Origin of the sequence: Pseudovibrio sp. Ad37 (assembly GCF_001623075.1) — a bacterium.
In the GTDB taxonomy this organism is placed as follows: domain Bacteria; phylum Pseudomonadota; class Alphaproteobacteria; order Rhizobiales; family Stappiaceae; genus Pseudovibrio.
Map to the genome: position 1 here is coordinate 18,350 of NZ_LMCF01000048.1, position 21,472 is coordinate 39,821.

The following is a 21,472-nucleotide window of genomic DNA, read 5'->3' on the forward strand; positions in this document are numbered from 1 at the left end:
CATTTAATGTCCTATTTTTTCTATGGCGCGCACAAATTCAAATGGCAGATTAAGACGGATGGAATTGCTGGCTGTTCAGCTGAAGCAGGAAGAGCTTTGCACAGTCAAAGATCTGGCCCTTCAGCATGATGTCAGCGAACGCACGATCACTCGGGACCTTCAGCTGATGCGCGAGCAGGGCCTGCCTATTGATGCTGATCGTGGTCGCGGTGGTGGTGTCCGCCTTGATCGTAACTGGGGTGTTGGGCGCATGAACCTAGCGTACCCGGAAGCGGTCGATCTGCTGATCAGCATCGCGGTCTCAGAGCAAATGGACTCGCCCATGTTTCTGGCGAGCCTCGGTTCCGTTCGCCGACAACTGGTGGCTTCGTTCTCACCTGAAAAACGTCATAAGGTAAACCGCCTGAAGTCTCGTATCCTGATTGGGTCCACCGCCTCAACTTATGTGCAACGGACGATCAATGCGCCTCCCAAAGATGTCGTGCAGGCGCTGCATCAGGCCTTCATCGATCAGGTGACGCTCACAATCGGATATAAGCGAGAGGACGGTGCAAGTTCCGAACGGCGGATCGAGCCTCACTACCTCATGTTGAATTATCCTGTTTGGTACGTGATCGCATTTGATCATCTGCGCAATGCGCCGCGCACATTTCGGTGTGATCGAATTCTGACGGCGGAGATGACGGGAGATCATTTCCGGCTGTTACCGAAGGAAGGGTTTCAGGAGACTTTAGACAAAAACGGCCTTCTGATATGATTGCGGTACAAACACTCATTTCAACGCAGGCAAAACGCGAGTAACGCAGATTTCACGTAAAGAACGCAAAATCGCGCAAGCTGTTCGTTCTGTCATGCATTCATGAGAAAATTTCCGCCTCAGATCAGCGGTAAGCTGATCCCCCTACTTGAAACACCTCACATACTCGATAAAATCTCTCAGCAATTTTAAGTATTTGTCGTTCCAGAGGATGATCCATGAAACTATTACACTCATGCGTGGCTGCTGCAGCTCTTGTTGCGTTTTCGTTTAGCGCGCAGGCGGAAACCCGCGTCACTTATAAATCAGCGAAAACCTCATCCTCCTATTACCAGATGGCAGTACAGATTGCGGAAGCAATGAAAGAAGCCTCAGGTGGAGATATCATTGTAACCGTTGAAGAAAGTCAGGGTTCTGTTCAGAACGTGATGGAATCTGCGGTGCGCCCGGGCAACTACGTTTTCACCACACCGCCAGTGTTGGTGAAACTCGCCAAAGGCGGCAAGGCGATGTTCGAGAAGCGGGCAAATCCTAAGTTCGGTGAAATCCGTGCACTGTTCCCGATCCCGTCTCTGACCATGCACTTTGTTGTTGGTGAAGACAGTGGCATTGAGAGCTTTGCGGACATGAAGGGTAAGAAAATCCTCATCGGCAAAGGCTCTTTTGGCGCCCGCGAAGGTGCTAAGTATCTGAAACTGTTTGGCCTTGAAGGTGAAGTAGAACTGGCGGATGTAGAGCTTTCCAACGCTGTGCCTGCGCTGAAGAATGGTCAGATTGATGGTTTCGTGACCGCCGGATCTTACCCGGCGCCAAACGTGATTGAGGCTGCTGCTGGTACCGGTGTAGATGTTCTGTCTCTTTCTGATGATCAGATCGCCCAGACCAAGCGCACCAAACTGGTGATCCCAGCTGGCACTTACGCAGGTCAAGACACTGACATTACAACGACTTCTCTGCCCGTTGTGGCTTACACGACAACACAGATGGATGATGCAACCGCGTACGCGCTGACCAAAAGCTTCTGGGACCAGAAGGAAAAAATGGGTAAGGGCGCTGCATGGTGGAATGGTGTGAGCAAAGATCTGCTTGGCAACATCAGCGGCAAAATCCATCCGGGTGCACTAAAGTTTTATGATGAAGTTGGCTACACAATTACCGACGCTCAGCGTTAAGCCAACGATTTAACACACTTGCTTGGGCCCGGAGTGATCTTCGGGCCTTTCTCTTCCTGGGTTGTTTCATTGAATAGAATTCATCGTTCCATCTGGCTCGTTCTCGGCGCGGCCACTGTTCTGTTTCATCTTGGGCTGATCTTTTCTGGTCTGGTTCCCAATCTGGTCAGCCGTCCGCTGCACATGGCTCTCGCGCTGCCTTGGGCGCTCATCCTGATGGCGCGTAATCCCCTTGAGAAGGTGACGGGTTATGTGCTCACAGTCTTTGGTGTTTTTGCCGCTGGCTGGATTGCATGGAACCACTCGGACCTGTCGGATCAATACGGCTATCTTATTGATGATTTTCAGCTTTATCTGGCATTTGGTCTGCTGATCACGGTGCTGGAAATGGCGCGCCGGGCCATCGGTTGGCCGCTGCCGCTGGTGGCTTTGATTGCTCTGGCCTATGGCATGTTTGGGCAATATATCCCCGGTGAGTTCGGCTATGCAGGCGTTCCGCTGGAAAGTTTCCTCGGCACCATGACCATTGCTGAAGGGGGATTATGGGGCAAGCTGACGGGAGTATCCGTTGGTGTTGTCGCGATCTTTGTGATCTTCGGCGCGTTTTTGAATGCTGGTGAAGCAGGCGCTGGTTTCATGAATGTGGCTGCCGCTGCCGCAGGTAAGCTGAAAGGCGGAACGGCGAAAGTCTCTGTGATTTCATCGGCTTTGTTCGGTTCCATCTCTGGTTCTGCTTCCGCCAACGTAGCCTCTACCGGGGCGATTACGCTGCCCGCCATGACCAAACTGGGCTACCCGCGTGCACTTGCCGCCGCCGTGGAAGCCGTTGCCTCCTCAGGGGGACAAATCATGCCGCCGCTGATGGGAGCGGGCGCTTTTGTTATGGTGGAACTGACCGGCGTTCCCTACACCGGCATCATGGCTGCTGCGATCTTGCCTGCATTTCTGTACTTCTTCGCGGTCTGGATGGGCATCAACGCGTTCGCGCGCCGCTATGAGCTGAAAGGATTGGCAACGGAGGATCAACCGGACACGCGTTCAGTTATCATCACATCGCTGTTCTTCCTCGTGCCGTTTACGGTGCTGCTCTGGGCGATGTTTGTGCTGGGTTATACCCCTCAATACGCGGCATGTCTGGCGATTATGGCAGCGGTTGTGCTGCTGCTGATCGACAAGAACTTCAAGGTAGACCTGCGGAAAATCGGCGGGCGCTATGAGCAGGCGCTGATGAACTCCGGCAAACAGGTGGCAATGATCGCGTCGATTATCCTCTGTGCCTCCATCATTATTGGTACGCTTGGGGTGACTGGCCTTGGGGTGAAGATTACCTCACTTATCCTCTCCGGCTCCGGCGGCATGTTGTGGCCAGCTTTGCTGCTGACAGCACTCGCCTGCATGGTTCTGGGCATGGAAGTGCCAACAACTGCAGCTTATGTGATCTGCGTTTCTGTTGCAGGGCCAGCGCTTATTGATATCGGATTAGAACCGCTTCAGGCACACCTGTTCGTGTTCTGGTTCGCGCTGCTCTCCACCATTACTCCCCCTGTGTGCGGAGCGGTGTTTATTGCTGCAGGCATGGTCAATGAGAACTGGTTGAAGGTCGCGTTGTTCGCCATGGCGCTGGGGATTGGCCTCTACCTTATCCCTTTGGGAATGATAGCAAATCCGACACTGATCACGCTTGTGAGCTCGCCTGTTTGGTCGCTGTTGGCAACGGTGAAGGTGGGCCTTGCGCTCTCTGCAATTTCCTACGGTGTCATCGCACCATTCTCACCACTTATCCGCGGTGGTCTGATCGCCGGTGGCGGTGTGCTGCTCTTCATCTGAGTGCATAAAAAAACAGGCGCTGCTCTGGGTGAACAGCGCCTGCAAGTTTGATCTAACCCGTTGTCTACTCGGGAGACTAGGCAAACTGGGTTAGATTTGTGAGGTCAAGAACCTCATCGAACACCTGCGGGGCAGCGCCCAAAACAGGATACGGGGCACTTGGGTTCTCAGCCATCGGAAATGGGAGAATTTTCCCGCCAGCTTCAGTGATAAGGCAGTATGCAGCCATGCAGTCCCAGGCAGACATGCGCGGCTCAACGTAGCCAACCAAGCGCCCCGCAGCGACCCATGCCAACATCAATGCACCGGAGCCATAACGAGTGTAGCTCACGCCTGCGGACATCAGGTCTTCGAACATTTTTCCGACCTGCGCAGGAGCAACACGATCATTCGCGCCAACGCCCAGCATGCCGGTCTGCAGATTAAATCGATCAGTCACCCGAACAGGGGAACCGTTGAGTGTGGTGCCTTTACCGCGCAGCGCAGCAAAGCGTTCTTTGAGGACCGGAACATCAATGATACCGATGGCAGCACCGTCTTTGTCGGTTACAGCAATGCACACGCACCACCCTGGTAAGCCATTGAGAAAAGGGGCTGTTCCGTCAATCGGGTCGATGACCCAGGTGTAGCCGGTCGTCCCTTCCACAAAGCCAAATTCCTCACCAAGCAACGCATCCTCAGGGAAGTGCTCGGCGATCAGGCTGCGGATTTTCTGCTCTACAGCCTTGTCGGCTTCAGAAACGACATCCTGCGGATGCCGTTTTGTGTCGATGTTCAGATCATCGCGATTGGCGAAGTGCTCAAGGGCGAGAGCCGCCGCTTCATCAGCCATCTTTTGGGCAGCGTTGAAGCGTTGCTCCAACTCGGCTGCTTGGTCCAGAACTGTTTCAGTGATCATTTTTTACCGCCAATCAGTGCAAGACCGCGTGCATCAAAGTCGATGCCAACAGAGGTGCCGTTTTCCAGCAATTCGTCTGTGTGGTTGTCGATGACAAACAGCAGACCAAGGTCGCTCATCACTTCGTACTGGAAATGATCACCCAGATAAGCCGCGGATTTGATCTTGCCGGTTGGACCGCCATTGACATCTCTGCTGAGCTTGATGGAGTTGGCACGCGCAGCCAGTTTGCCCTTGCCAATGCTGTGGTTACGGCTGCGCAAGTCAAAGCCTTTGCCGCCAATCTGAACGTTTGCGGTCTCTGCATTTACGTCGCTGATGTCACAGTCGAGGATGTTTGCTTCGCCGATGAAGTCAGCGATGAACTCGGAAGCAGGGCTCTCATAAAGCTCATAAGGCGTGCCATCCTGCTCGATGAGGCCATCACGCATCACAACAATGCGGTCAGAAACTGCGAGCGCTTCCTCCTGATCGTGGGTGACGTAAACTGCAGTGAAATCAAGTCGTTGCTGGATTTCACGGATTTCAGTACGCACCAGACGACGCAGACGGGCGTCCAGATTGGAGAGCGGCTCATCAAGCAGAAGAACCTGCGGCTCCAGAACCAGTGCACGGGCAACTGCCACACGCTGCTGCTGGCCACCGGACAGCTCGGAAGGAAGACGCGGTGCTTTTTCGCGCAGGCCGACAAGGTCGAGACCTTTCAGAGCCAGATCTTCTGCGTCTTTGAAGCCACTGGATTCTAAGCCGTATTTCACGTTCTCAAGCACGCTCATGTGCGGGAACAGAGCGTAGGACTGGAACACCATGGACACGTCACGTTCGTTCGGTGGCAGACGGGTAACGTCATCTCCACCAATCATGATGCGGCCAGAGGTTGGGGTCTCCAACCCTGCGATCATGCGCAGGGTTGTTGTCTTGCCACACCCAGATGGCCCCAGCAGGGTAACCAGCTGACCCGGCTCGATCGTAAGATTGAGGTTCGGGATTGCAGTAAAGTCGCCGTAGTTTTTGCCGACATTTTCGAAGCGGACCTGACCAAATTTGGAATGTGTCATGCTGCGACTTCCTTCAGTTTACCCTGAGCAGGAGATTTTTGAGTGTTTTCCGGACGACGGAGTTTTCTTTCACCAACCAGCAGCTGGAAGATGAGGATGATGGTGACCATCACGAAGATGAGAACGGAGCTGTAGGCAATCGCCACGCCGTATTCGCCGTTCTCAACCAGACCGACCACATAGGCCGTCGCCATGTTGTATTTCGCGCTCACAAGGAAGATGACCGCAGAGATGGACGTGATCGCACGCACGAAGCTGTAGACCAGTGCCGCCTGAATGGCCGGACGCAGCAGCGGCAGGATCACTTTTTTCAATGTACGCGCGCTGTTTGCACCCAGTGTCAGGGAAGCTTCATCCAGATTCTTGTCCAGCTGAGACATCGCCGCCACGCCGCCGCGCACACCCACTGGCATGTTGCGGAACACGAAGCAGAAGATCAGGATCAGTGCGGTGCCCGTCATCTGCAGTGGTGGCAGGTTGAACGCCAGAATGTAGCTGATACCAATCACGGTGCCCGGAATTGCGAAGCTCATCATCAGGCCGAATTCAAAGGCGGATTTGCCCGGGAAGTCCTGACGAACGATGAGCCATGCGGACAGGATGCCAACCGCTGCCGTCAATGGGGCTGCGGCTAGAGCGATCCACATTGTGGTCCAGAAGCTGTTCCACGCAACGCCGGTAAAGGCAAAGCCGTTTTCAAATGAGATGGAGAACGCGGTGATGTAGTGCGCCAGCGTGACACTGTGGTCCAAACCCCAGACTTTCACGAAGCCACCGAACAGGATCAGGCCGTACACAGCAACGGTGAACAAGCTCCAGAGAGCAACAATGGTGCCGACCGGGATTGCAATACGCCGTGGCAGTTTTGAGTAACGGCCACCATCACCCTTACCGGTTACAGTCGCGAAGTTCCGCTTACCAAGCCACATCCGCTGCGCAAAGAAGGCAGAGAGTGTGAAGCCGAGAAGGATCATCGCCAGAACGGCTGCACGGGATGGATCACTCTGTGCACCAACAACCGCGAAGAAGATCTCTGTTGAGAGCACGCCGCCGTTGCCACCCAGAACCATCGGGTTACCGAAGTCAGCCATGGACTCGATGAAGCCGATCAGGAAGGCGTTTGCCAGACCCGGTGCCATCAAAGGCAGTGACACTTTGCGGAAGGTTCTCCAGCGGCCAGAACGCATGGTCTGACTTGCTTCTTCCAGCGACGGGCTGATGCCTTCAACAACGCCAACCAGCACGAGGAAGGAGATTGGTGTGAAGCTGAGCATCTGTGCAATCCAGATCCCCGGAAGACCGTAGATCCAGCGCCCCAGCTCAAGACCTGTTGCAGCTTCAATGGCCTCGGTGACAAAGCCTGTACGGCCCAGCATCAGGGTCAGAGAAAGACCAATCACGAAGGGAGGCGTGATGATTGGCAGGATGCTCAAGGTGCGCAGGCTTTTGCGGAATGGCATCTGCGTGCGGGTTACGATCAGCGCAAACGCAAGGCCAAGGAGGGTGGAGCCTGCCGCTGTTGCAATCGCGAGGAACATGGTGCGCCATGCAATGCCGCAACTTCCGCCAACCAGACAGTTCAGCTTCCAGATTTGCGGATCGGTGATGTTCCGCATGACACCTTCAGTGGTGAAGTTGCCACGGAAATCCTGAAACGCGCCAGCGAACATGGACAGAATTGGGTAAAATACAAAGGTCGCTACAAGCAGGATCAAAAGCGAGACGGCGGTGAGGACAATCGCGTCGCCTTTGAGAGCGCCCTTTTCAGCCAGGCCAAATGAAATGAAGGTGGTGAACGTGAGTGCGAGCAACACGGCACCAGCGCCAAATGCGGGCTGACCATCGACACGGCCAAATGTTGCTTCCAGCAGGCTCCAGTTCCAGCCACGCAGGCCAATGGAAAGGCCTTCCAGCACCATCCAGAACAAGCCAAGAGCACCGATAATAGCAATCAGTTTGCCACGGTGGCCGGGCGCAGATTTCAGGCGCAGGTATCCGGCAGCACCAACAAGAGCAAACACGGGGAGCAGTTGCAGCTTTCCAAGGAAGAGCTGGAAAAAGCCCGGCCAATAACGCTCTTTGCTCAGTAGATCCAAGACCCATTCGCCGCCAAAAAAGCCGCTGCGAATGTGGAACCAAGGCAGTATAAACAACCCAAGGACGCCGCATATGAGTGCGAGGTCCAGCCGACGATTTTCATTTGTCATTTGGAAAAACCAGATTTTTTGGGGAAACGGGGCGAGCGTTAACTCGCCCCGATCTCAATCAGTTTGCAGCAGCGCCAACTTCCATGTCCCAGCGTGCCAGCAGGTTTCTGCGGCGGTCACTGCTTCCGTATTCTGCGAAATCGTAGTCGATGAGACGTACGTTCTCGAGCTTAGGAGCAGCTTCTGGCTGGGTAGAACCCTTGTTGGATGGAATCTGGTAGGAACCAGTTTCCGCCATCAGGTTCTGTGCTTCTGGGGTTAGCACCCAATCGTAGAACACTTTTGCAGTGTCTGGGTTTGGCGCACCGTCAATGAGAGACATTGAACCGATTTCGTAACCGGTGCCTTCACATGGAGCGACAACCTCAATTGGGAAGCCTGCTTCAGCCTGTTTCACTGCATCGTGCATAAACACGATACCGAGACCTGCTTCACCGCGGGCCGCTGCCTTAACAGGAGCGGAACCGGACTTGGTGTACTGCGATACGTTCTTGCCCATAGCCAACAGGTATTCGAAGGCTTCTTCTTCACCCATCAACTGAACGAGAGTAGCAAGTGCGGTGTATGCGGTGCCTGAAGAGTTTGGATCTGCAATAGAGATTTCGCCCTTCAACGCAGGATTCAGCAGGTCAGACCAGCATTTAGGGCCTTCGATGCCCTTTTCCGCGAGGATCTCTTTGTTGTAGCCCCAGCCTAGTGCGCCAGAATACACGCCTACTGTGCGGTAGCCGGAAGTTTCAGCCTGAGCAACAGCCCATGGCAGAAGTTCTTCCAGCATTGGCGATTTGTAAGCGACAGAGAGCTGATCGTTTGCTGCCTGCAGATGCGGATCTCCGGTTCCACCCCACCATACGTCCGTCTGCGGGTTGCGAGCTTCTGCACGGATCTTTGCATAAGCTTCGCCTGAAGAAAGACGGATCATGCTGACGTCAGCACCCGACTTTTCTTCAAACTTTGCTGCGAGCTTTTCGCACAGAGCGTTGTCAGCGGAGCAGATGACATTGAGTTCATCTGCAGACGCTGCGCTTGCACCAGCACCCACAATGAGGGTTGCACCCAACAAAGCTGTCTTAATGGATTTCATGTTTACTCCTCCCAAACACGTTGTGTACACGTGTACATAATATAGTCGGCTAAATTTTTGCAATGTCAACTTTATTCCAAGAAAGACTAATTTATTTTCTGGATATTTCCTGATATGCAGATGCAAACGTGTACAATAATCAGCGAAATTTGATGTCGGAAAAAGTGTCTTCAAGAAAGCAACAGGTCAGGGCTGAGGACGTCGCGCGCCACGCTGGCGTGTCCCGTGTTTCTGTCTCCAGAACCTTTACTCCGGGGGCCAGTGTTTCTGACGCGACGCGCGCTAAAGTATTGAAATCCGCAGAAATACTAGGGTACCGCGTCAACCGCCTCGCGAGCAGTCTCAACCGCTCTGAAAGTGGTATCGTGGCGCTTGTCGCTGCTGAGATTGATACGCCGCACCGCGCTGCGATGATCGCTGAACTCTCCGAAAGGCTACAGGCTGCTGGTAAGGTAACAATGCTTATCAACACCAGTGGATATGAGGAGCGTGTGAAGGATGCACTGCTGCAGGCCATCAGTTTTCGCACAGAAGCCGCGATTATTTTGTCCGGTGCGCCCGATCCTTCCTTAGCCGACACATGTTTTAGCAATGGCATGAAGCTGGTTTTGATCAATCGTGAGGAAGATTTCCCGGGTTCTCTACAGATTGGGCCGGATAACCGGGCTGCTGGCAAGACCGCGCTAAAGGCTCTTTTGCGTGCAGGATGTAAGCGAATCGCCCTTGCAAACTCTGCAAATGCGACCTGGAGCATTGTGGAACGACAGAAGGGTTTCCTTGCCGCTGCTGAAGAAGCCGGAGTTGATGTTCTGTGTGAGGTGGATGGTTTCACATCCTATCAGGCAGGTTTGGAGCTGGGAACGGCACTGCTTGATCGTGAAGACCGTCCGGATGGCATCTTCTGTACCACAGACCTGATTGCGTGCGGTGTCATTGATGCTGCGCGTCAACGATTTGGCTTGCGCACACCAGATGATCTTTCAGTGATTGGGTTTGACAATATCCAACAGGCAGAATGGGAAGGGTATGACCTGACCACCTTTGCGCAGCCAACGGATCAGATCATCGACAAGTGCCTTGAATGGTGCACCACGGAGCAACCGTCCAGTGAAACGGTGAAGCTGCCCGCCAAGTTTGTGTGGCGCAACAGCGTGCAAAAAGCACGTGTGCCGATGAAGTAGCAAAGTATCAGGCTTGAGGAACGAGCCTGACCTGCTCATAGGCCTCATAAAACTCTGCAAACATCTCCTGAATGCCTCGTATGGGAACACCAAGGCTGTCGCGCTTGCTGAAGTCAAAGCGCGTTGACGGTTCCGGATCTCTGCCAAGTGGGGCAGGCAGCGCCTCCAGCGGCACGTACTCGGCAATTTCCTGATAAATCCGACGCCAACTCCAACTGCCGCTCACAGCAAAATATCGTCCGGAGGCCTCTGCCTGTTCCAATGCAGCCAATGACATCTTTGCAAGATCCTGCGGGGAGGTGAGGGACATGGATCCGGCTGGAACTGTGCTGTGCCAGCCTGTTTTGCCGTGCCGCAGTTTTGCAAGAAAGCTGAGGACATGACCTTTCAAATGCGACTGCAGGAGGGGCGCGCCCACCATCATACTTGGCAAGAAAGTGCAAAGCTTCATGCCATGTTGCTCGGAGAATTCCTCTGCCACTGCTTCCATTCGTGTCTTCTGTGCCTGCGCATATTTCTTTTGCTGAATCTGTATTTCGGCATCTGAAATGTCCTTGTTCTCCTGCTTTTCAAAGGAGGGTGTGGTTGGTTCTGCGGAGGCTGTGCTGGAACAGAGCACTGCTGTTTTAACGCCTTGCCGATGTGCTGCTTTCAGGATGTTCAGACAAGCTTGTTCTGCAGGTTGGATGATCTCTTTCAAGCCGCGCTCACGATCCAGCTCCGCAGCGGGCGTCCCGTCTACACCGTGTTTGATTGTTGGAATGCAGGCGATGAACACAGCCTTCGCTTGTGTCATCGGCGCATCGAACCTTTCAGAGTTGGATGTATCTGCTGAAAACAGGTGCAGCCGTTCTGCTGCGCCGGGCAAACGCATCAGGCCACTAACTTTATCAAGCTGGGAAATGTCGCGCATGGTGCCGTTGACGCGATAGCCGCGGGCGAGGGCTTCTTTGACCATGTAAGCCCCTGCCAGCCCGCTGGCTCCTGCAACGCAAATGGTTTTGATTTCAGTACCCCTCATCAATCCCTCCAGTTCCAGCAGCCTGATGGCTCATCTGAATGGAACCATGCCAGCAGTACATTCTCATTGCACATCGGAAATTCTGAGGCATACCCTCAGTAAATCTGAGAGGTCGTCCTCAGCAAACCTGAGGAGAGCATTTCAAAGAAACAATTGGAATGTGGGGCATGATTTGAGGTCATCTGACCACCAGAAAAAGACACCGCGCGATGAGCGGGCCAAGGTGCAGTCAACAACCTCCCCTAGGGTTCCGTCGCTCATCCAAAGGCGCCAATCGCGCGGCACCTCCATCATCTTGAAATGGATTTTACAGAGAGGATTTTTCCATGGTCACCAATGACACTCCCGACAAAGCCCGCATTCTGATTGGGGCGAGCGCATCTCTGGATGCGACTCTGCTGCCCAACTATCTGCGCGAGATCAAGAATTCGATTGATTGCACTCTCACCGCCATGTTCACACCCAATGCCATCAACTTTGTGAACATGGACAGCATCGCGCTGTTCGTGGACCGGGTGATCTGCGGAGATGATCCGAAGGACTGGTCTACCGACAAACCGGGACGTATCGCAGCCGAGCACGATATTCTCGCCGTGATGCCAGCAACGGCCAATACGCTGTCTGGTGTTGCCAATGGATCTTCACTCAACCGACTGACCACCGTCATTCTGGCAGCTGAGTTTCCGGTGCTCTTCTTTCCGGTGATGGGCGGACCCATGTGGAAGAAAGCCTCCGTCAGACGCAATGTGGCGCAGATCCGCGAGGATGGTTACGAGGTGTGTGATCCGGTGTGGCGTGAGAATTTTGACCCGCATATGGGCAAGATCCACGGTCACCAGTCCTTGCCAGACCCTGAGGTTGTGGTGGAGCAGATCAAGAAACATCTGCCTCAATATCAGGTTCGCAGAGAGCTTGAGCTGAGCTAATTTAAGCAGCTTTCCCGACCGACAAAAAGCCCGCCGCTCAGATGAACGGCGGGCTTTCTCGTGATCCTGAAACAATCAGGATGCGGAGGAAACCGGTGCTTCAATTGGTTTGAAGATCTTGGTCTGAACCCAAAGCGCGACATACATGCCCAGGCCAAATGAGAAGTGCGTCATCAGGCTTTTCAGACGTGCGAAGTCCGGGTTTGGCCTGTTGGAGGCCATAACGCCAGCGCCAAGAGATGGCTGCATGACGAAGAATGGGAACACGATCATCACAACACCAAACAAGATCGCAAGGATCAGGGATGGTTTTTGCAACTGACGGTTTCCAAAAATCATGACGAAGGCTGCAACGAAGATGATTCCGACCAGATAATGCACCGTCCAGCCAATGGATGCTTCTCCTGCGATAGGTGCAGCGCGGCGGATGCTTTCGTGCGTGAATTGTCCGTCCAGCATGTGCCCCAGCCAGCGGCCAACCACTGAAAAGTTGCTCTGCGGAATGCCAAAGAGGCTATCTGCTGCGATGGCCCAGATATCCATGAAGAGCGTTGCGCCAATGCCAACAAAGAGAATGCGGAGTGCTAAACCAGTTCGATTTTCCATAGTACCTGTTCCTTTAGACCTGCGGGTGCTTTGCCGGAAGTGGCGCTTGCAAGTGCTCCCTTTTCTGGGGTGATAAAAAAAAGCAGGCCGCGAGGGGATTGGAGTGCGGCCTGCAAGTGCAAGCTAAGTCAGGAGGAGCTGACCTAGCGGCTGCCTGCACATTTCTTGATGTCGCTGATTTGCTTCAGAGGCTGCAAAGAGGTCTCTGCAACGTAAGAGCCAATCTGGTAGCCCAACATGTCGCCAACAGCGTTGGAACGGCGGTAGTGAACGCCGCCGAGAACGCGGGATTCTGACTCTTCCTCAGCAAATTGCTGGAAGCTGACATAGTCTTTGGAAAGACCGCCCTTGCCGTTGAAGGTGAAGGTCATTTTGCCGTCGCCGAAGACGGCTTCCATGACTTCCTGAGCCGCGCTACCGCTGGTGCAATGCTGACATGGATATTCAGGATGCATTGGCGCAGGCACCAGAGAGCTCCACTCCAAATCGGCCTTAAGAGTTGGGTGCTTATAGGTCTTGCCCAGAGCTTCCATTGCGGTTTGCGGACGCCACAACGCGTACTCATACTTTGCGTTGAAACCAGCAACCAGTGTGTCCGTCAGTGCAAGGTTGAGAAGCGCCAGTGTGCGGGCTTCTTCCAGCATGGACAGGTCACAGGACGCGCTGCTTTTGCGGGCGATCTGGTTCCAGGCACCGGAGCCGGAGCCAGCATGAAGCTTGGCGATGAAGACGTTGGCCTCATTAGTCTGTGTTTCCTTGCCGCCCAACTTTACGACTTCACTCAGACCACGCTGATACTGCATGCTCTCTAGAGCCGGAGGTGGCGGCACACGGAAATGCGTTGCAGAGGACAGAACAAATGGCTTCATCTCACGAATTTTCGGTGCAACCATCTGGCGTTTAGACGTTAGCTGATACACACCCGCTTCTGCTGGACCCGGCGTGTAATCTGTCGAAAAGTTTGCGTTGTCTGATGCGCGCGCTGCCAGAATTTGCTCCGCAACAGCTTGGCCCAGAGCAATGCCGGACTGAGGGCTCTTCAGGCTTGCAAGGCGCTCCTTTGCTGCAATTTCCAACTCCGCTTTACGCTCTGGCATAAGGGTCGACAGAACATGCAGGGCGGCCTGAGTGACGGCTGCTTGCGCAGATGCATCCGGATTGGTTGAGCCAGTGTAAGCGTAAGGAGCGTAGGTGCCCTCGACTGCGTTTGCGGCATCGAACATTGCAGTATGCAAAATTGTCAGGGCGCGCTGGCGTTTGGCACCTGGCCACTTTTCAGCGTTGAAAAGGCCCATAGCGGTGCCTTGCCAGTCAGCAGCCAATTCTGCTTTGGCGGCTCCACCAGTAATCACAAGCGCCAGAGCGCCGCTGTAAGCAATTGTCTTCAACCAAGTAAATCGGGTCGTCATACTAAAACCTCGCAATTTGAAAACGGTTATAGCTAGGAATGGAAATTCGCTTTGCACAAATCGAAAGAATGGAAGGCGGGCCTCAGAATTTGTGTGGGCCCGTCTGAAGATGCTTAAAGAAATCCGAGCAGGTACCACCACAGCATGTCGATCGGGACAAGCAGGAACAGGCTGATCGCAAACAGCGTCAGACACAGTTTGATCACGGCCTTCGGCGGCAGGTTTCCAACCTGAATGGCGGCGACCAGTGGCGGCGCCTGAAACGGCAGGAACACATTGGAAAACGCCATAACCTGCGTCATCAAAACAGTCTGCAAGGGCAGGCCAGTGGCATCGGCCAAGTCCCCGGCAACCGGTGTCATCACAGCTGGCACACCCGGCAGGTTTGTTGCCATGGCAACCAGCGTTGATAGGCCAGTGAGAACGGAGAGGTTCCAAATTGGAGTGTCCTGCGCAAAACCTGCTTTGCCGCCAACAGCCTGAACCAAAGCCTCACCCAGTCCGGCGACTGAGATGACAGCCCCCAGCCCCATGATGCCCGCGACGAACATCAGGGAGCCATAGCTCAGGTCTTGATTGATGCAGGTTTTGGAGGTCAGCTTGGCATTGGGCCAGAAGCAGGCCAGAGCCGCCGCAAGGCCAACCCATGCCGGGCCAATTGGATGCAGGCTGTCCGTCAGCCAGAAAATAAGGCACAGGGCCAGAATGATCATCAGGCGCCGTTCAGGAGCACTAACTGGTGGTACCTCCTCTGTGGTCTCATGCGCGTCCTGAGGAAGCTTGTCCGGGAACAGGACCAGTGTCAGACCGATAAGGATGAGTGATTTCAGGATGCCCAGAACCGGGAAGTTCAGACGCAAGTAATCCCAATAGGAAATGCTGAGGTCATACAGACTCTCGCTCATCCCCGCGAGGATCATGTTGGGGGCGTTGGCAGGCAAAATGGTGAACGCCGGAGCGAAGGTCGCAAAGGCCGCCGCACAAAGCATACCCGTACGCCCGTTGGAGCCGGGTTTGAAGCCGATCTGCGCAGCAAGGGCGGAGATCACCGGCAGCAAAATCATGATACGGCCAATGGAAGAGGGCACCACAAACGCCAGCGCCACACTGAAGGCAACAATGCTGGAGACCAACCCGGCATAGCTGTTGAGCGGCAAACGCATCAGCAGCACGGCGGCTCGTTTGTCCAGCTTGGTGTGCTTGATGGAAGCTCCAAGTACGAGGCCTGCGAACAGCAGCCAGAAGGTTGAGGTCTGGAAGCCGGAGAATACCACTTCCGGCGGGGCAATTCCGATTACGATGGCAACGAAGAAGAAGGCGAGCGCGGTCCAGTATTCCGGCACCACACCCGTTGCCCATAGGCCGAGACAACCAACGGATAGGACCGCAGCAACGGCCATGCCAGCAGGCAGATAAGCGGAGGCCAGAAGGCCCGCGATTGTGACGGCAATCGCCACTCCAAGAAACTGCCAGGTCTGTTTGGTGTTAAAGGAGGATTTTATTTTTTCGGGCGTGGGACTGAGCCCGGAGGCCGGAGCTGTGTCGTGCTGGGTGTGATCTGTCATAGCGACCTGTGATTCTGATTTTGAAAAATGAGGTGCCAGAACTATGATTTTTGCACTTGCCAATAATCCAATCGATTTATCAGAGGCATAGCCTCAGCATTTTCGAATATGCTGATCAGGGAGACCTCAGAAAAACTGAGGTGCTCCATTCGATAAATCGAATTTACTCGGATATCGTCTCCAAGTATCGATCTGTAGTTGAGGTAGATTTTGGCTTTGGAGACGTTAAGTGTTTAATTTTGCAACCTATTACGGCTTCACAAATGAATAATCAGCAGGAAACCACGGTGTCTTCAGGCATCATCATGAACCCGATTGGCTTTGTGCGCTCAGGCTTCTCAGAAACGCGCGAATGCCCGAAATCCAGTCGTCGCAACCCTGCCCAGAGCCAACTGGAAATTGCCTCTCCTTATGCGGATGCGCTTTTGAACATCACGATGGCCTCTCATCTCTGGGTGATGTACTGGCTGCACCACTCTGACGGAACCGCGCTTGTTCGGCGCGCCCGTGGAGAGGAAGCGGCGCGTGGTGTTTTTGCCAGCCGTTCACCCAACCGCCCGAACCCGATTGGTTTGAGCTCGGTTGAATTAATCAGACGGGACGGCAACGTTTTGACAGTGAGTGGATTGGATTGCATTGATGGCACGCCAATTCTGGATCTCAAACCCTATGTCCCTATAGAAGACCACCAGCCAACTGCGCAAATTGCGTGGCAGCCATGATCCGGAACCTGAGGATGCGCATGTTGCCGTGCGTCCCGCTCAGAAAGTCTGAGACATGCACATCTTTCACCAACCCCTTGTGCGCGTTGCAATCGCAGCTGTCGCGGCTCTGCTGCTGACAATTGCTGCAGGGATTGCTGGTCCCATAAACCAGCTTGTTATAACCGATGCCCGCGGAGACCGTGGGATGCTGGCGCCTTATGTTCATGGCAGAAACGGTATTGCTTATCTCTACACCACATATGTTTTTGATAGTCTGTTAAGCCAATCGAAAGACGGTGAGCTGGTCCCGGCTCTGGCACGGCACTGGACTGTTTCTAAGGATGGTTTGACCTGTGATGTGTATCTAGACCTGCGGGCATCCTGGCATGATGGGCAGCAGGTTACAGCGGCAGATGCAGCTTTCACCTTCAGTTATATGAAGGAGCATCCTTACGTCTTTGTCTCCGTCGATAATGTGAGAGAAGCCGAGGTTGTCTCCCCTGGTCACCTTAAGCTCTCTCTCAAAAAGCCTGATGCCGGGTTGCTGAACGGGCTTCTGCTTTCCATGCCAGTCCTGCCAAAACACGTCTATCAGGGCGTGGTGGAACCACAGCGATTTGCGGAGCCGGATGCAGTTATTGGCAGTGGGCCTTACCGCCTTGTTGAGTACAGTAAGGCGCAAGGGCGCTATGTGCTGGAAGGGAATACGGATTATTATCTGGGCAAACCAAAGTTTAAGCGCATTGCTATTGTGAAGATGGCGACAGATGCGGCGTTGAGGGCGGTTCAGGCCGGGGACATCGACGTGATTTCCTACTTGCCTCCTGATCGTCTGGAACAGGCCGAGGCGATTGGTCTGAATGTTGCCAAGGCGTATAGCCACCATTCCCTGCGGCTTGGCTTCAACCATAGCGGACGCTTTAACGACAAGTCACTTCGCCATGCGATTGCTTATGCAATTGACCGGACTGCCATCATCCAAACAGTTTTCCAAAAAACGGCAGAGGTGGCAGATACTGGCTTCATTCAGGAGGAGTCGCCCTGGCATTCTCAGGAGAAGCATTCAGAGTATTCCTTTAATCCTCAACGATCTTCCGATCTTCTGATCTCCAAAGGCTGGGATCGAGGAGAAGATGGGCTGTGGTATCGTGACGGAGAGCAGGTTGCATTGCGCCTTCTTGCCAGCAGACGTGAGAGCAAAACAGCGAAAGTTCTTGCAGAGCAGCTTGAGACGTTTGGCATAGAGCTGGAGGTTCGCATTTTAGAGCGAGCCGCGCTTCAGGACAGTCTGTCTGAGGGTAATTATGATCTGGCCCTTTACTCCTCCGGTACTCTTGGTGATCCGAATGGAATTATGCGCCGTGTTTTTGGAAGCAAGTGGGCGAGTGATGGTTATGACGGCCAAGAGTTGAAGGCGCTTGTGATAGCGCAGTCTGTTGCGACCACCTTGAAGGAACGGCAGGAAATTCTGGATAAATTTCAAGAGGTTTATTCTCAGGAGCTTCCTGCCTACGCCATCGCAAACCCTCATATGGTGACTGCCTACAATGACAAGCTCTCCTCCCTCCAGTTTATGCCAGGGGGAGTGGCGATAGGCGTGCCTTCAGCACTGCATAAATCCTATCTGGTTGATTGATCAGCTGGACACCCATTGTCAGCCGCCTCCGGGTGGCTGGCACGAGACAACCAAAAACAGGCAGGCCGTTCTTGTGGTACCTCCGATTATTTTAAACATGCTGTCTGGCCTTGGCGTTCGCCTCCTGGTGTTTGCACTGCTGGTTTTGCTGGTGTTCTTTCTGCCACGAATGCTTCCAGGGGATCCTGTTGAGGTGTTTCTTTCCTCTGATCTCTCACGCAACCTCAACGGTGCTGAGAGTGCTGAGCTCCGCGCTCAGTTCGGCTTAGCGGGTGATTGGCCGCAGCAGCTTGGCGTTTACCTTTGGGATCTTATCAGGGGTGATCTGGGATACTCAGTTCCACATGCAGCACCTGTTTCGGAACTGCTCAGAGCGTCTATTCCATGGACCTTGCTTCTGATCTCCTGCGCTGCGCCGATCTTTCTTTTTGTAGGCGCTGCCGGAGGTATTGAAGCTGGCAAGGCGCCAGGGGCTTTCTTTGACAGGATTGCGACTGGTGTAGTGATGGTTGTCGCCAGCATTCCGCCATTCACCTCTGCCGTGCTGTTGCTGCTTGCTTTCGGCATTTTGTGGCCCGTATTGCCTTCCGGTGGATCAGAGCCTTTTTTTCCCAGCAGCAACCCTTTGCAGCGGGATTTTGATATTGCCCGCCACGCTGTGTTGCCTGTGCTGGCACTGTCGCTGCACGAAATATCCCGGTTCTATTTTTTGGCACGAGGAGAGGCGATCACCCTGTCTCAGCGGCCTTTCATTCTCAATGCATGCGGGCGTGGCATCAAAGGCTGGCGCCTGCGCACGACTTATTACGGGAGAAGCCTGTTTCCGGTTTTTCTGGCAAGGATGAGTGATGCGCTGACTGGTTTGTTTGGTGCCGTCCTGTTCGTTGAGATTGTGTTCTCCTATCCCGGAACGGGGCACTTAATTTACAATGCGATTTTGGATCGTGATTACATTTTGTTGCAGGGCGCGGTCATAGTTATGGCTGGTTTGGTTCTGCTGTTGAACTGGATCATTGATGCAGTCGCAACAAGTCTGGCGCGTAGAGGGTGATCTTATGCTTGGTTATTGGTCACCTATCACGCAAAGTACTGGCTTTATCTCACGGGGAGCGATTGCTGCTGCGGGTGTGCTGGTTATGGCAGGCTTTGCTTTGTCAGAGAGTTTACCCCAATACAAAACAAGCCCCGATGTCTTGCAGGCTCCGAGCATGGAGCATTGGCTTGGTACAAATGGGATCGGGCAGGATGTCTTTGTCGGCCTTGTAAGAGCTGCACCAATCACAGTTTTTCTTGCTCTTATCACAGCCACCGCGGCGTTGGTGCTGGCTTTGGCTGCGTCCAGTCTGGCTGCGTTTGGCGGGTCGCGCATTCGTAGCGCGATCTTGCGACTGGTGGACGTGTTGCAGGTGATCCCGTCCATCCTGTTGCTGCTGTTGTTGGCGGCCTGGATACAGCCCGGTTTCCTTGGGCTTGTGGTGCTTTTGTCGCTAACTGGCTGGCATGAAGATGTGCGCGTTGCACTGCCGATTTTACTGAGGGAGCTAACCCGCGAGAACGTGCATTTTGCGCGGCGCATGGGGGCCAGTCGCAGATATTGTCTACGCCACCACATCCTACCCGCGATCTGGCCCGCAATCGTTGGTTTGTTTTTGCAAAATGTACGGCAGGCAGCCCTCAAAACTGCAGGTTTCGGGTTCCTGGGTCTGACTGATCCAAGGCTGCTGACCTGGGGCAGTATGATACAGGATTCAATGGACTATCTTTATACGGAGGCATGGCTCTGGCTCCTGCTTCCGCCAGCGGGTGCACTTTCTCTGTTTCTCGTTGGCATTTTGATTATTGGTGAAGGCTACATGTCAAACGGCAGCCTCAGCGGAAAGGAACATCATGATCCGCGTTGAGCAGCTTAATCTTTACTATGGTCGCCAACCTCTGCTTGAGGACGTCTCTTTTGAGATCCACAAAGGGCAAACTCTGGCGGTCATTGGAGAACCCGGCGGTGGCAAGACGAGCCTCGCCCGCTCTCTTATGGGTCTCATTCAAGGGCGCAGGCTGGCAGCGGATGAACAGCCATTGGCTTCCAGTCATTTCAGCTGGAATGGAGAGGCCTGGCTGGGAGACATGAATGTCCTGCGTTCATCACGCGCACAATTGCAAGGCATGCGGGGATGTTCTGCAGGCTTGATCGTACAAGCGCTGTCGGATGCATTGAACCCTCATTTGACCGTTCTGCAACATGTGCAGGAGATGCTGCAGGCACATGGGCTTTATGAGCGGGATGCACTTGAGGAATGTGCCAGAGGGAATATTCCAGAGCGTCTTTTACATCGTTACCCCTCGGCTCTGAGCGGCGGCGAAATTCAACGTGTGCTGACGGTGCTTGCGCTGGCAAACTCGCCTGAATTTTTGATCATGGACGAACCGACTGCCGCGTTGGACAGTTTCAATCGGGAAATCGCTATTCGCTCGTTTCAGGCCGGGAGTGAGGACCGCTGCCAAATGCTGATCACGCATGACATTGAACTGGCACGCCGCCTGGCAAGCCATGTGGCTGTGCTGCGCAAAGGCAGATTGACTGAGATCGGGACAGCTGAAGAGGTGCTCGACAGGCCGCGCAGCATCTACACCCAGCAATTGCTGAAACTGAGGCGAAACGCGCATAACTCAGCCCCGATCCTGGCGATTGGAGAAGGGGGGTATCCGGAGTTGGAGGCACGTAGTGGTCATGGATTGACCCTTGATAAACTGCATCACAGCTTTGATGGAAGAGCCTTGCTCTCCAACATTTCAGCATTCGTGCCAGCTGGCCGGTGTCTTGCGATATTGGGGGGAAGCGGAAGCGGCAAAACCACGCTTGCGAGGTTGTTGAGCGGCTATGAAACTGTGCAGGACGGCTTTGTTTATTGGCAGAACGAGGAAGGGCGCGCCAAGTCCGTGGTGGCGTTGATACCACAGCACCCGCACCGCGCCATGGCCTGTCATTTTACGGTCTATGAGGTCCTGAAAGAAGCGCTGATGCTGTCTGGTGGAGATCAGTCTGAACTCACGCGGTTGCTGGAGCGGGTTGGGTTGCCGACGGATTCAGACTTCCTGCGCCGCAAAACCAGAAAGCTCTCCGGCGGTGAAGCACAAAGACTGGTGATTGCACGGGCGCTGGCAATACGGCCTCAGTGTCTGGTAGCTGATGAACCGACCTCAGCTCTGGACATGCAGGCCCGCAGTCAGGTGCTGGAAATCCTGCGCAGTGTGATGCGCAGCAAGAAGATGGCTCTGGTGCTTTTCACCCACGATCACGCCGCCGCCCGTTCGCTGGCAGACAAGGTCTGTCATTTGGAGCAGGGCGAACTCATTTGCAACCAAGCCCCGGAAACAAACGCTGCGAGCTGAAAAAAGGGCCAGCACGTTTTGGCAACGTGCTGGT

General features: G+C 54.1%; 18 protein-coding genes. 10 read left to right on the plus strand and 8 right to left on the minus strand.

Annotation, left to right across the window (positions count from 1 at the left end; all coding sequences use genetic code 11):
• Positions 1-58 precede the first annotated feature (58 nt).
• From PsAD37_RS10715 to PsAD37_RS10725, 3 genes are all read left to right on the plus strand, one after another.
• A complete protein-coding gene (locus tag PsAD37_RS10715) occupies positions 59-757 on the plus strand; it encodes a YafY family protein (RefSeq protein ID WP_063296143.1) in 699 nt (232 codons plus the stop codon).
• A gap of 218 nt (positions 758-975) precedes the next feature.
• The gene (locus PsAD37_RS10720) at positions 976-1,929 is read left to right on the plus strand and encodes a TAXI family TRAP transporter solute-binding subunit (protein ID WP_063296144.1); all 954 of its coding nucleotides are present in this window, start codon (positions 976-978) and stop codon (positions 1,927-1,929) included.
• A 69-nt stretch (positions 1,930-1,998) separates the two neighbouring features.
• Positions 1,999-3,756: a TRAP transporter fused permease subunit gene (locus PsAD37_RS10725; RefSeq protein ID WP_063296177.1), complete on the plus strand. Its 1,758-nt coding sequence runs from the start codon at positions 1,999-2,001 to the stop codon at positions 3,754-3,756.
• Between the two features lie 76 nt (positions 3,757-3,832).
• On the opposite strand, the gene PsAD37_RS10730 is transcribed toward PsAD37_RS10725, so the two are convergent.
• From PsAD37_RS10730 to PsAD37_RS10745, 4 genes are read right to left on the minus strand one after another with little or no spacing between them, the layout of a single operon-like run.
• The gene (locus PsAD37_RS10730) at positions 3,833-4,654 is read right to left on the minus strand and encodes an inositol monophosphatase (protein ID WP_063296145.1); all 822 of its coding nucleotides are present in this window, start codon (positions 4,652-4,654) and stop codon (positions 3,833-3,835) included.
• Positions 4,651-5,712 (minus strand): ABC transporter ATP-binding protein, encoded by a 1,062-nt coding sequence (locus PsAD37_RS10735; RefSeq protein ID WP_057461516.1) that lies wholly within the window; start codon positions 5,710-5,712, stop codon positions 4,651-4,653. The genes PsAD37_RS10730 and PsAD37_RS10735 overlap by 4 nt, the downstream gene beginning before the upstream one ends.
• Complete coding sequence (locus PsAD37_RS10740) at positions 5,709-7,919, minus strand: iron ABC transporter permease (protein WP_193775937.1); 2,211 nt, start codon at positions 7,917-7,919, stop codon at positions 5,709-5,711. The genes PsAD37_RS10735 and PsAD37_RS10740 overlap by 4 nt, the downstream gene beginning before the upstream one ends.
• 58 nt (positions 7,920-7,977) lie before the next feature.
• Complete coding sequence (locus PsAD37_RS10745; RefSeq protein WP_063296146.1) at positions 7,978-9,003, minus strand: ABC transporter substrate-binding protein; 1,026 nt, start codon at positions 9,001-9,003, stop codon at positions 7,978-7,980.
• Positions 9,004-9,155: 152 nt separating this feature from the next.
• On the opposite strand from PsAD37_RS10745, the gene PsAD37_RS10750 reads away from it, so the two are divergent.
• The gene (locus PsAD37_RS10750; RefSeq protein WP_063288016.1) at positions 9,156-10,184 is read left to right on the plus strand and encodes a LacI family DNA-binding transcriptional regulator; all 1,029 of its coding nucleotides are present in this window, start codon (positions 9,156-9,158) and stop codon (positions 10,182-10,184) included.
• Between the two features lie 7 nt (positions 10,185-10,191).
• On the opposite strand, the gene PsAD37_RS10755 is transcribed toward PsAD37_RS10750, so the two are convergent.
• Entirely contained in the window at positions 10,192-11,205 is a 1,014-nt protein-coding gene (locus tag PsAD37_RS10755) for an NAD-dependent epimerase/dehydratase family protein (protein WP_208991824.1), read from the minus strand.
• 326 nt (positions 11,206-11,531) lie between these two features.
• On the opposite strand from PsAD37_RS10755, the gene PsAD37_RS10760 reads away from it, so the two are divergent.
• Positions 11,532-12,131 (plus strand): flavoprotein, encoded by a 600-nt coding sequence (locus PsAD37_RS10760; protein ID WP_063296147.1) that lies wholly within the window; start codon positions 11,532-11,534, stop codon positions 12,129-12,131.
• Positions 12,132-12,206: 75 nt separating this feature from the next.
• Here the strand turns inward: PsAD37_RS10760 and PsAD37_RS10765 are convergent, their stop codons facing one another.
• From PsAD37_RS10765 to PsAD37_RS10775, 3 genes are all read right to left on the minus strand, one after another.
• On the minus strand, positions 12,207-12,737 hold the full coding sequence (locus PsAD37_RS10765) for a DUF2938 domain-containing protein (protein WP_063296148.1): 531 nt from the start codon (positions 12,735-12,737) through the stop codon (positions 12,207-12,209).
• 143 nt (positions 12,738-12,880) lie between these two features.
• On the minus strand, positions 12,881-14,146 hold the full coding sequence (locus PsAD37_RS10770; protein ID WP_063296149.1) for a vanadium-dependent haloperoxidase: 1,266 nt from the start codon (positions 14,144-14,146) through the stop codon (positions 12,881-12,883).
• A gap of 113 nt (positions 14,147-14,259) precedes the next feature.
• Positions 14,260-15,711 (minus strand): SLC13 family permease, encoded by a 1,452-nt coding sequence (locus PsAD37_RS10775; RefSeq protein WP_063296150.1) that lies wholly within the window; start codon positions 15,709-15,711, stop codon positions 14,260-14,262.
• A 263-nt stretch (positions 15,712-15,974) separates the two neighbouring features.
• Between PsAD37_RS10775 and tsaA the strand changes: the two genes are divergently transcribed.
• Genes tsaA through PsAD37_RS10800 form a run of 5 tightly spaced genes read left to right on the plus strand, consistent with a single transcriptional unit; the run spans position 15,975 to position 21,438 of the window.
• Positions 15,975-16,433, plus strand: a complete 459-nt coding sequence (tsaA, locus tag PsAD37_RS10780) for a tRNA (N6-threonylcarbamoyladenosine(37)-N6)-methyltransferase TrmO (protein ID WP_063296151.1) — start codon at positions 15,975-15,977, stop codon at positions 16,431-16,433.
• Between the two features lie 55 nt (positions 16,434-16,488).
• Positions 16,489-18,051 carry an ABC transporter substrate-binding protein gene (locus PsAD37_RS10785; RefSeq protein ID WP_063296152.1) on the plus strand — a complete coding sequence of 521 codons (1,563 nt, stop codon included), beginning with the start codon at positions 16,489-16,491 and terminating at the stop codon, positions 18,049-18,051.
• Complete coding sequence (locus tag PsAD37_RS10790; protein WP_244272515.1) at positions 18,044-19,102, plus strand: ABC transporter permease; 1,059 nt, start codon at positions 18,044-18,046, stop codon at positions 19,100-19,102. Before PsAD37_RS10785 ends, PsAD37_RS10790 begins: the two co-directional genes overlap by 8 nt.
• The gene (locus tag PsAD37_RS10795) at positions 19,068-19,952 is read left to right on the plus strand and encodes an ABC transporter permease (RefSeq protein WP_208991825.1); all 885 of its coding nucleotides are present in this window, start codon (positions 19,068-19,070) and stop codon (positions 19,950-19,952) included. Before PsAD37_RS10790 ends, PsAD37_RS10795 begins: the two co-directional genes overlap by 35 nt.
• Positions 19,939-21,438: an ABC transporter ATP-binding protein gene (locus tag PsAD37_RS10800; RefSeq protein ID WP_063296154.1), complete on the plus strand. Its 1,500-nt coding sequence runs from the start codon at positions 19,939-19,941 to the stop codon at positions 21,436-21,438. The genes PsAD37_RS10795 and PsAD37_RS10800 overlap by 14 nt, the downstream gene beginning before the upstream one ends.
• The last annotated feature ends 34 nt before the right edge of the window (positions 21,439-21,472 follow it).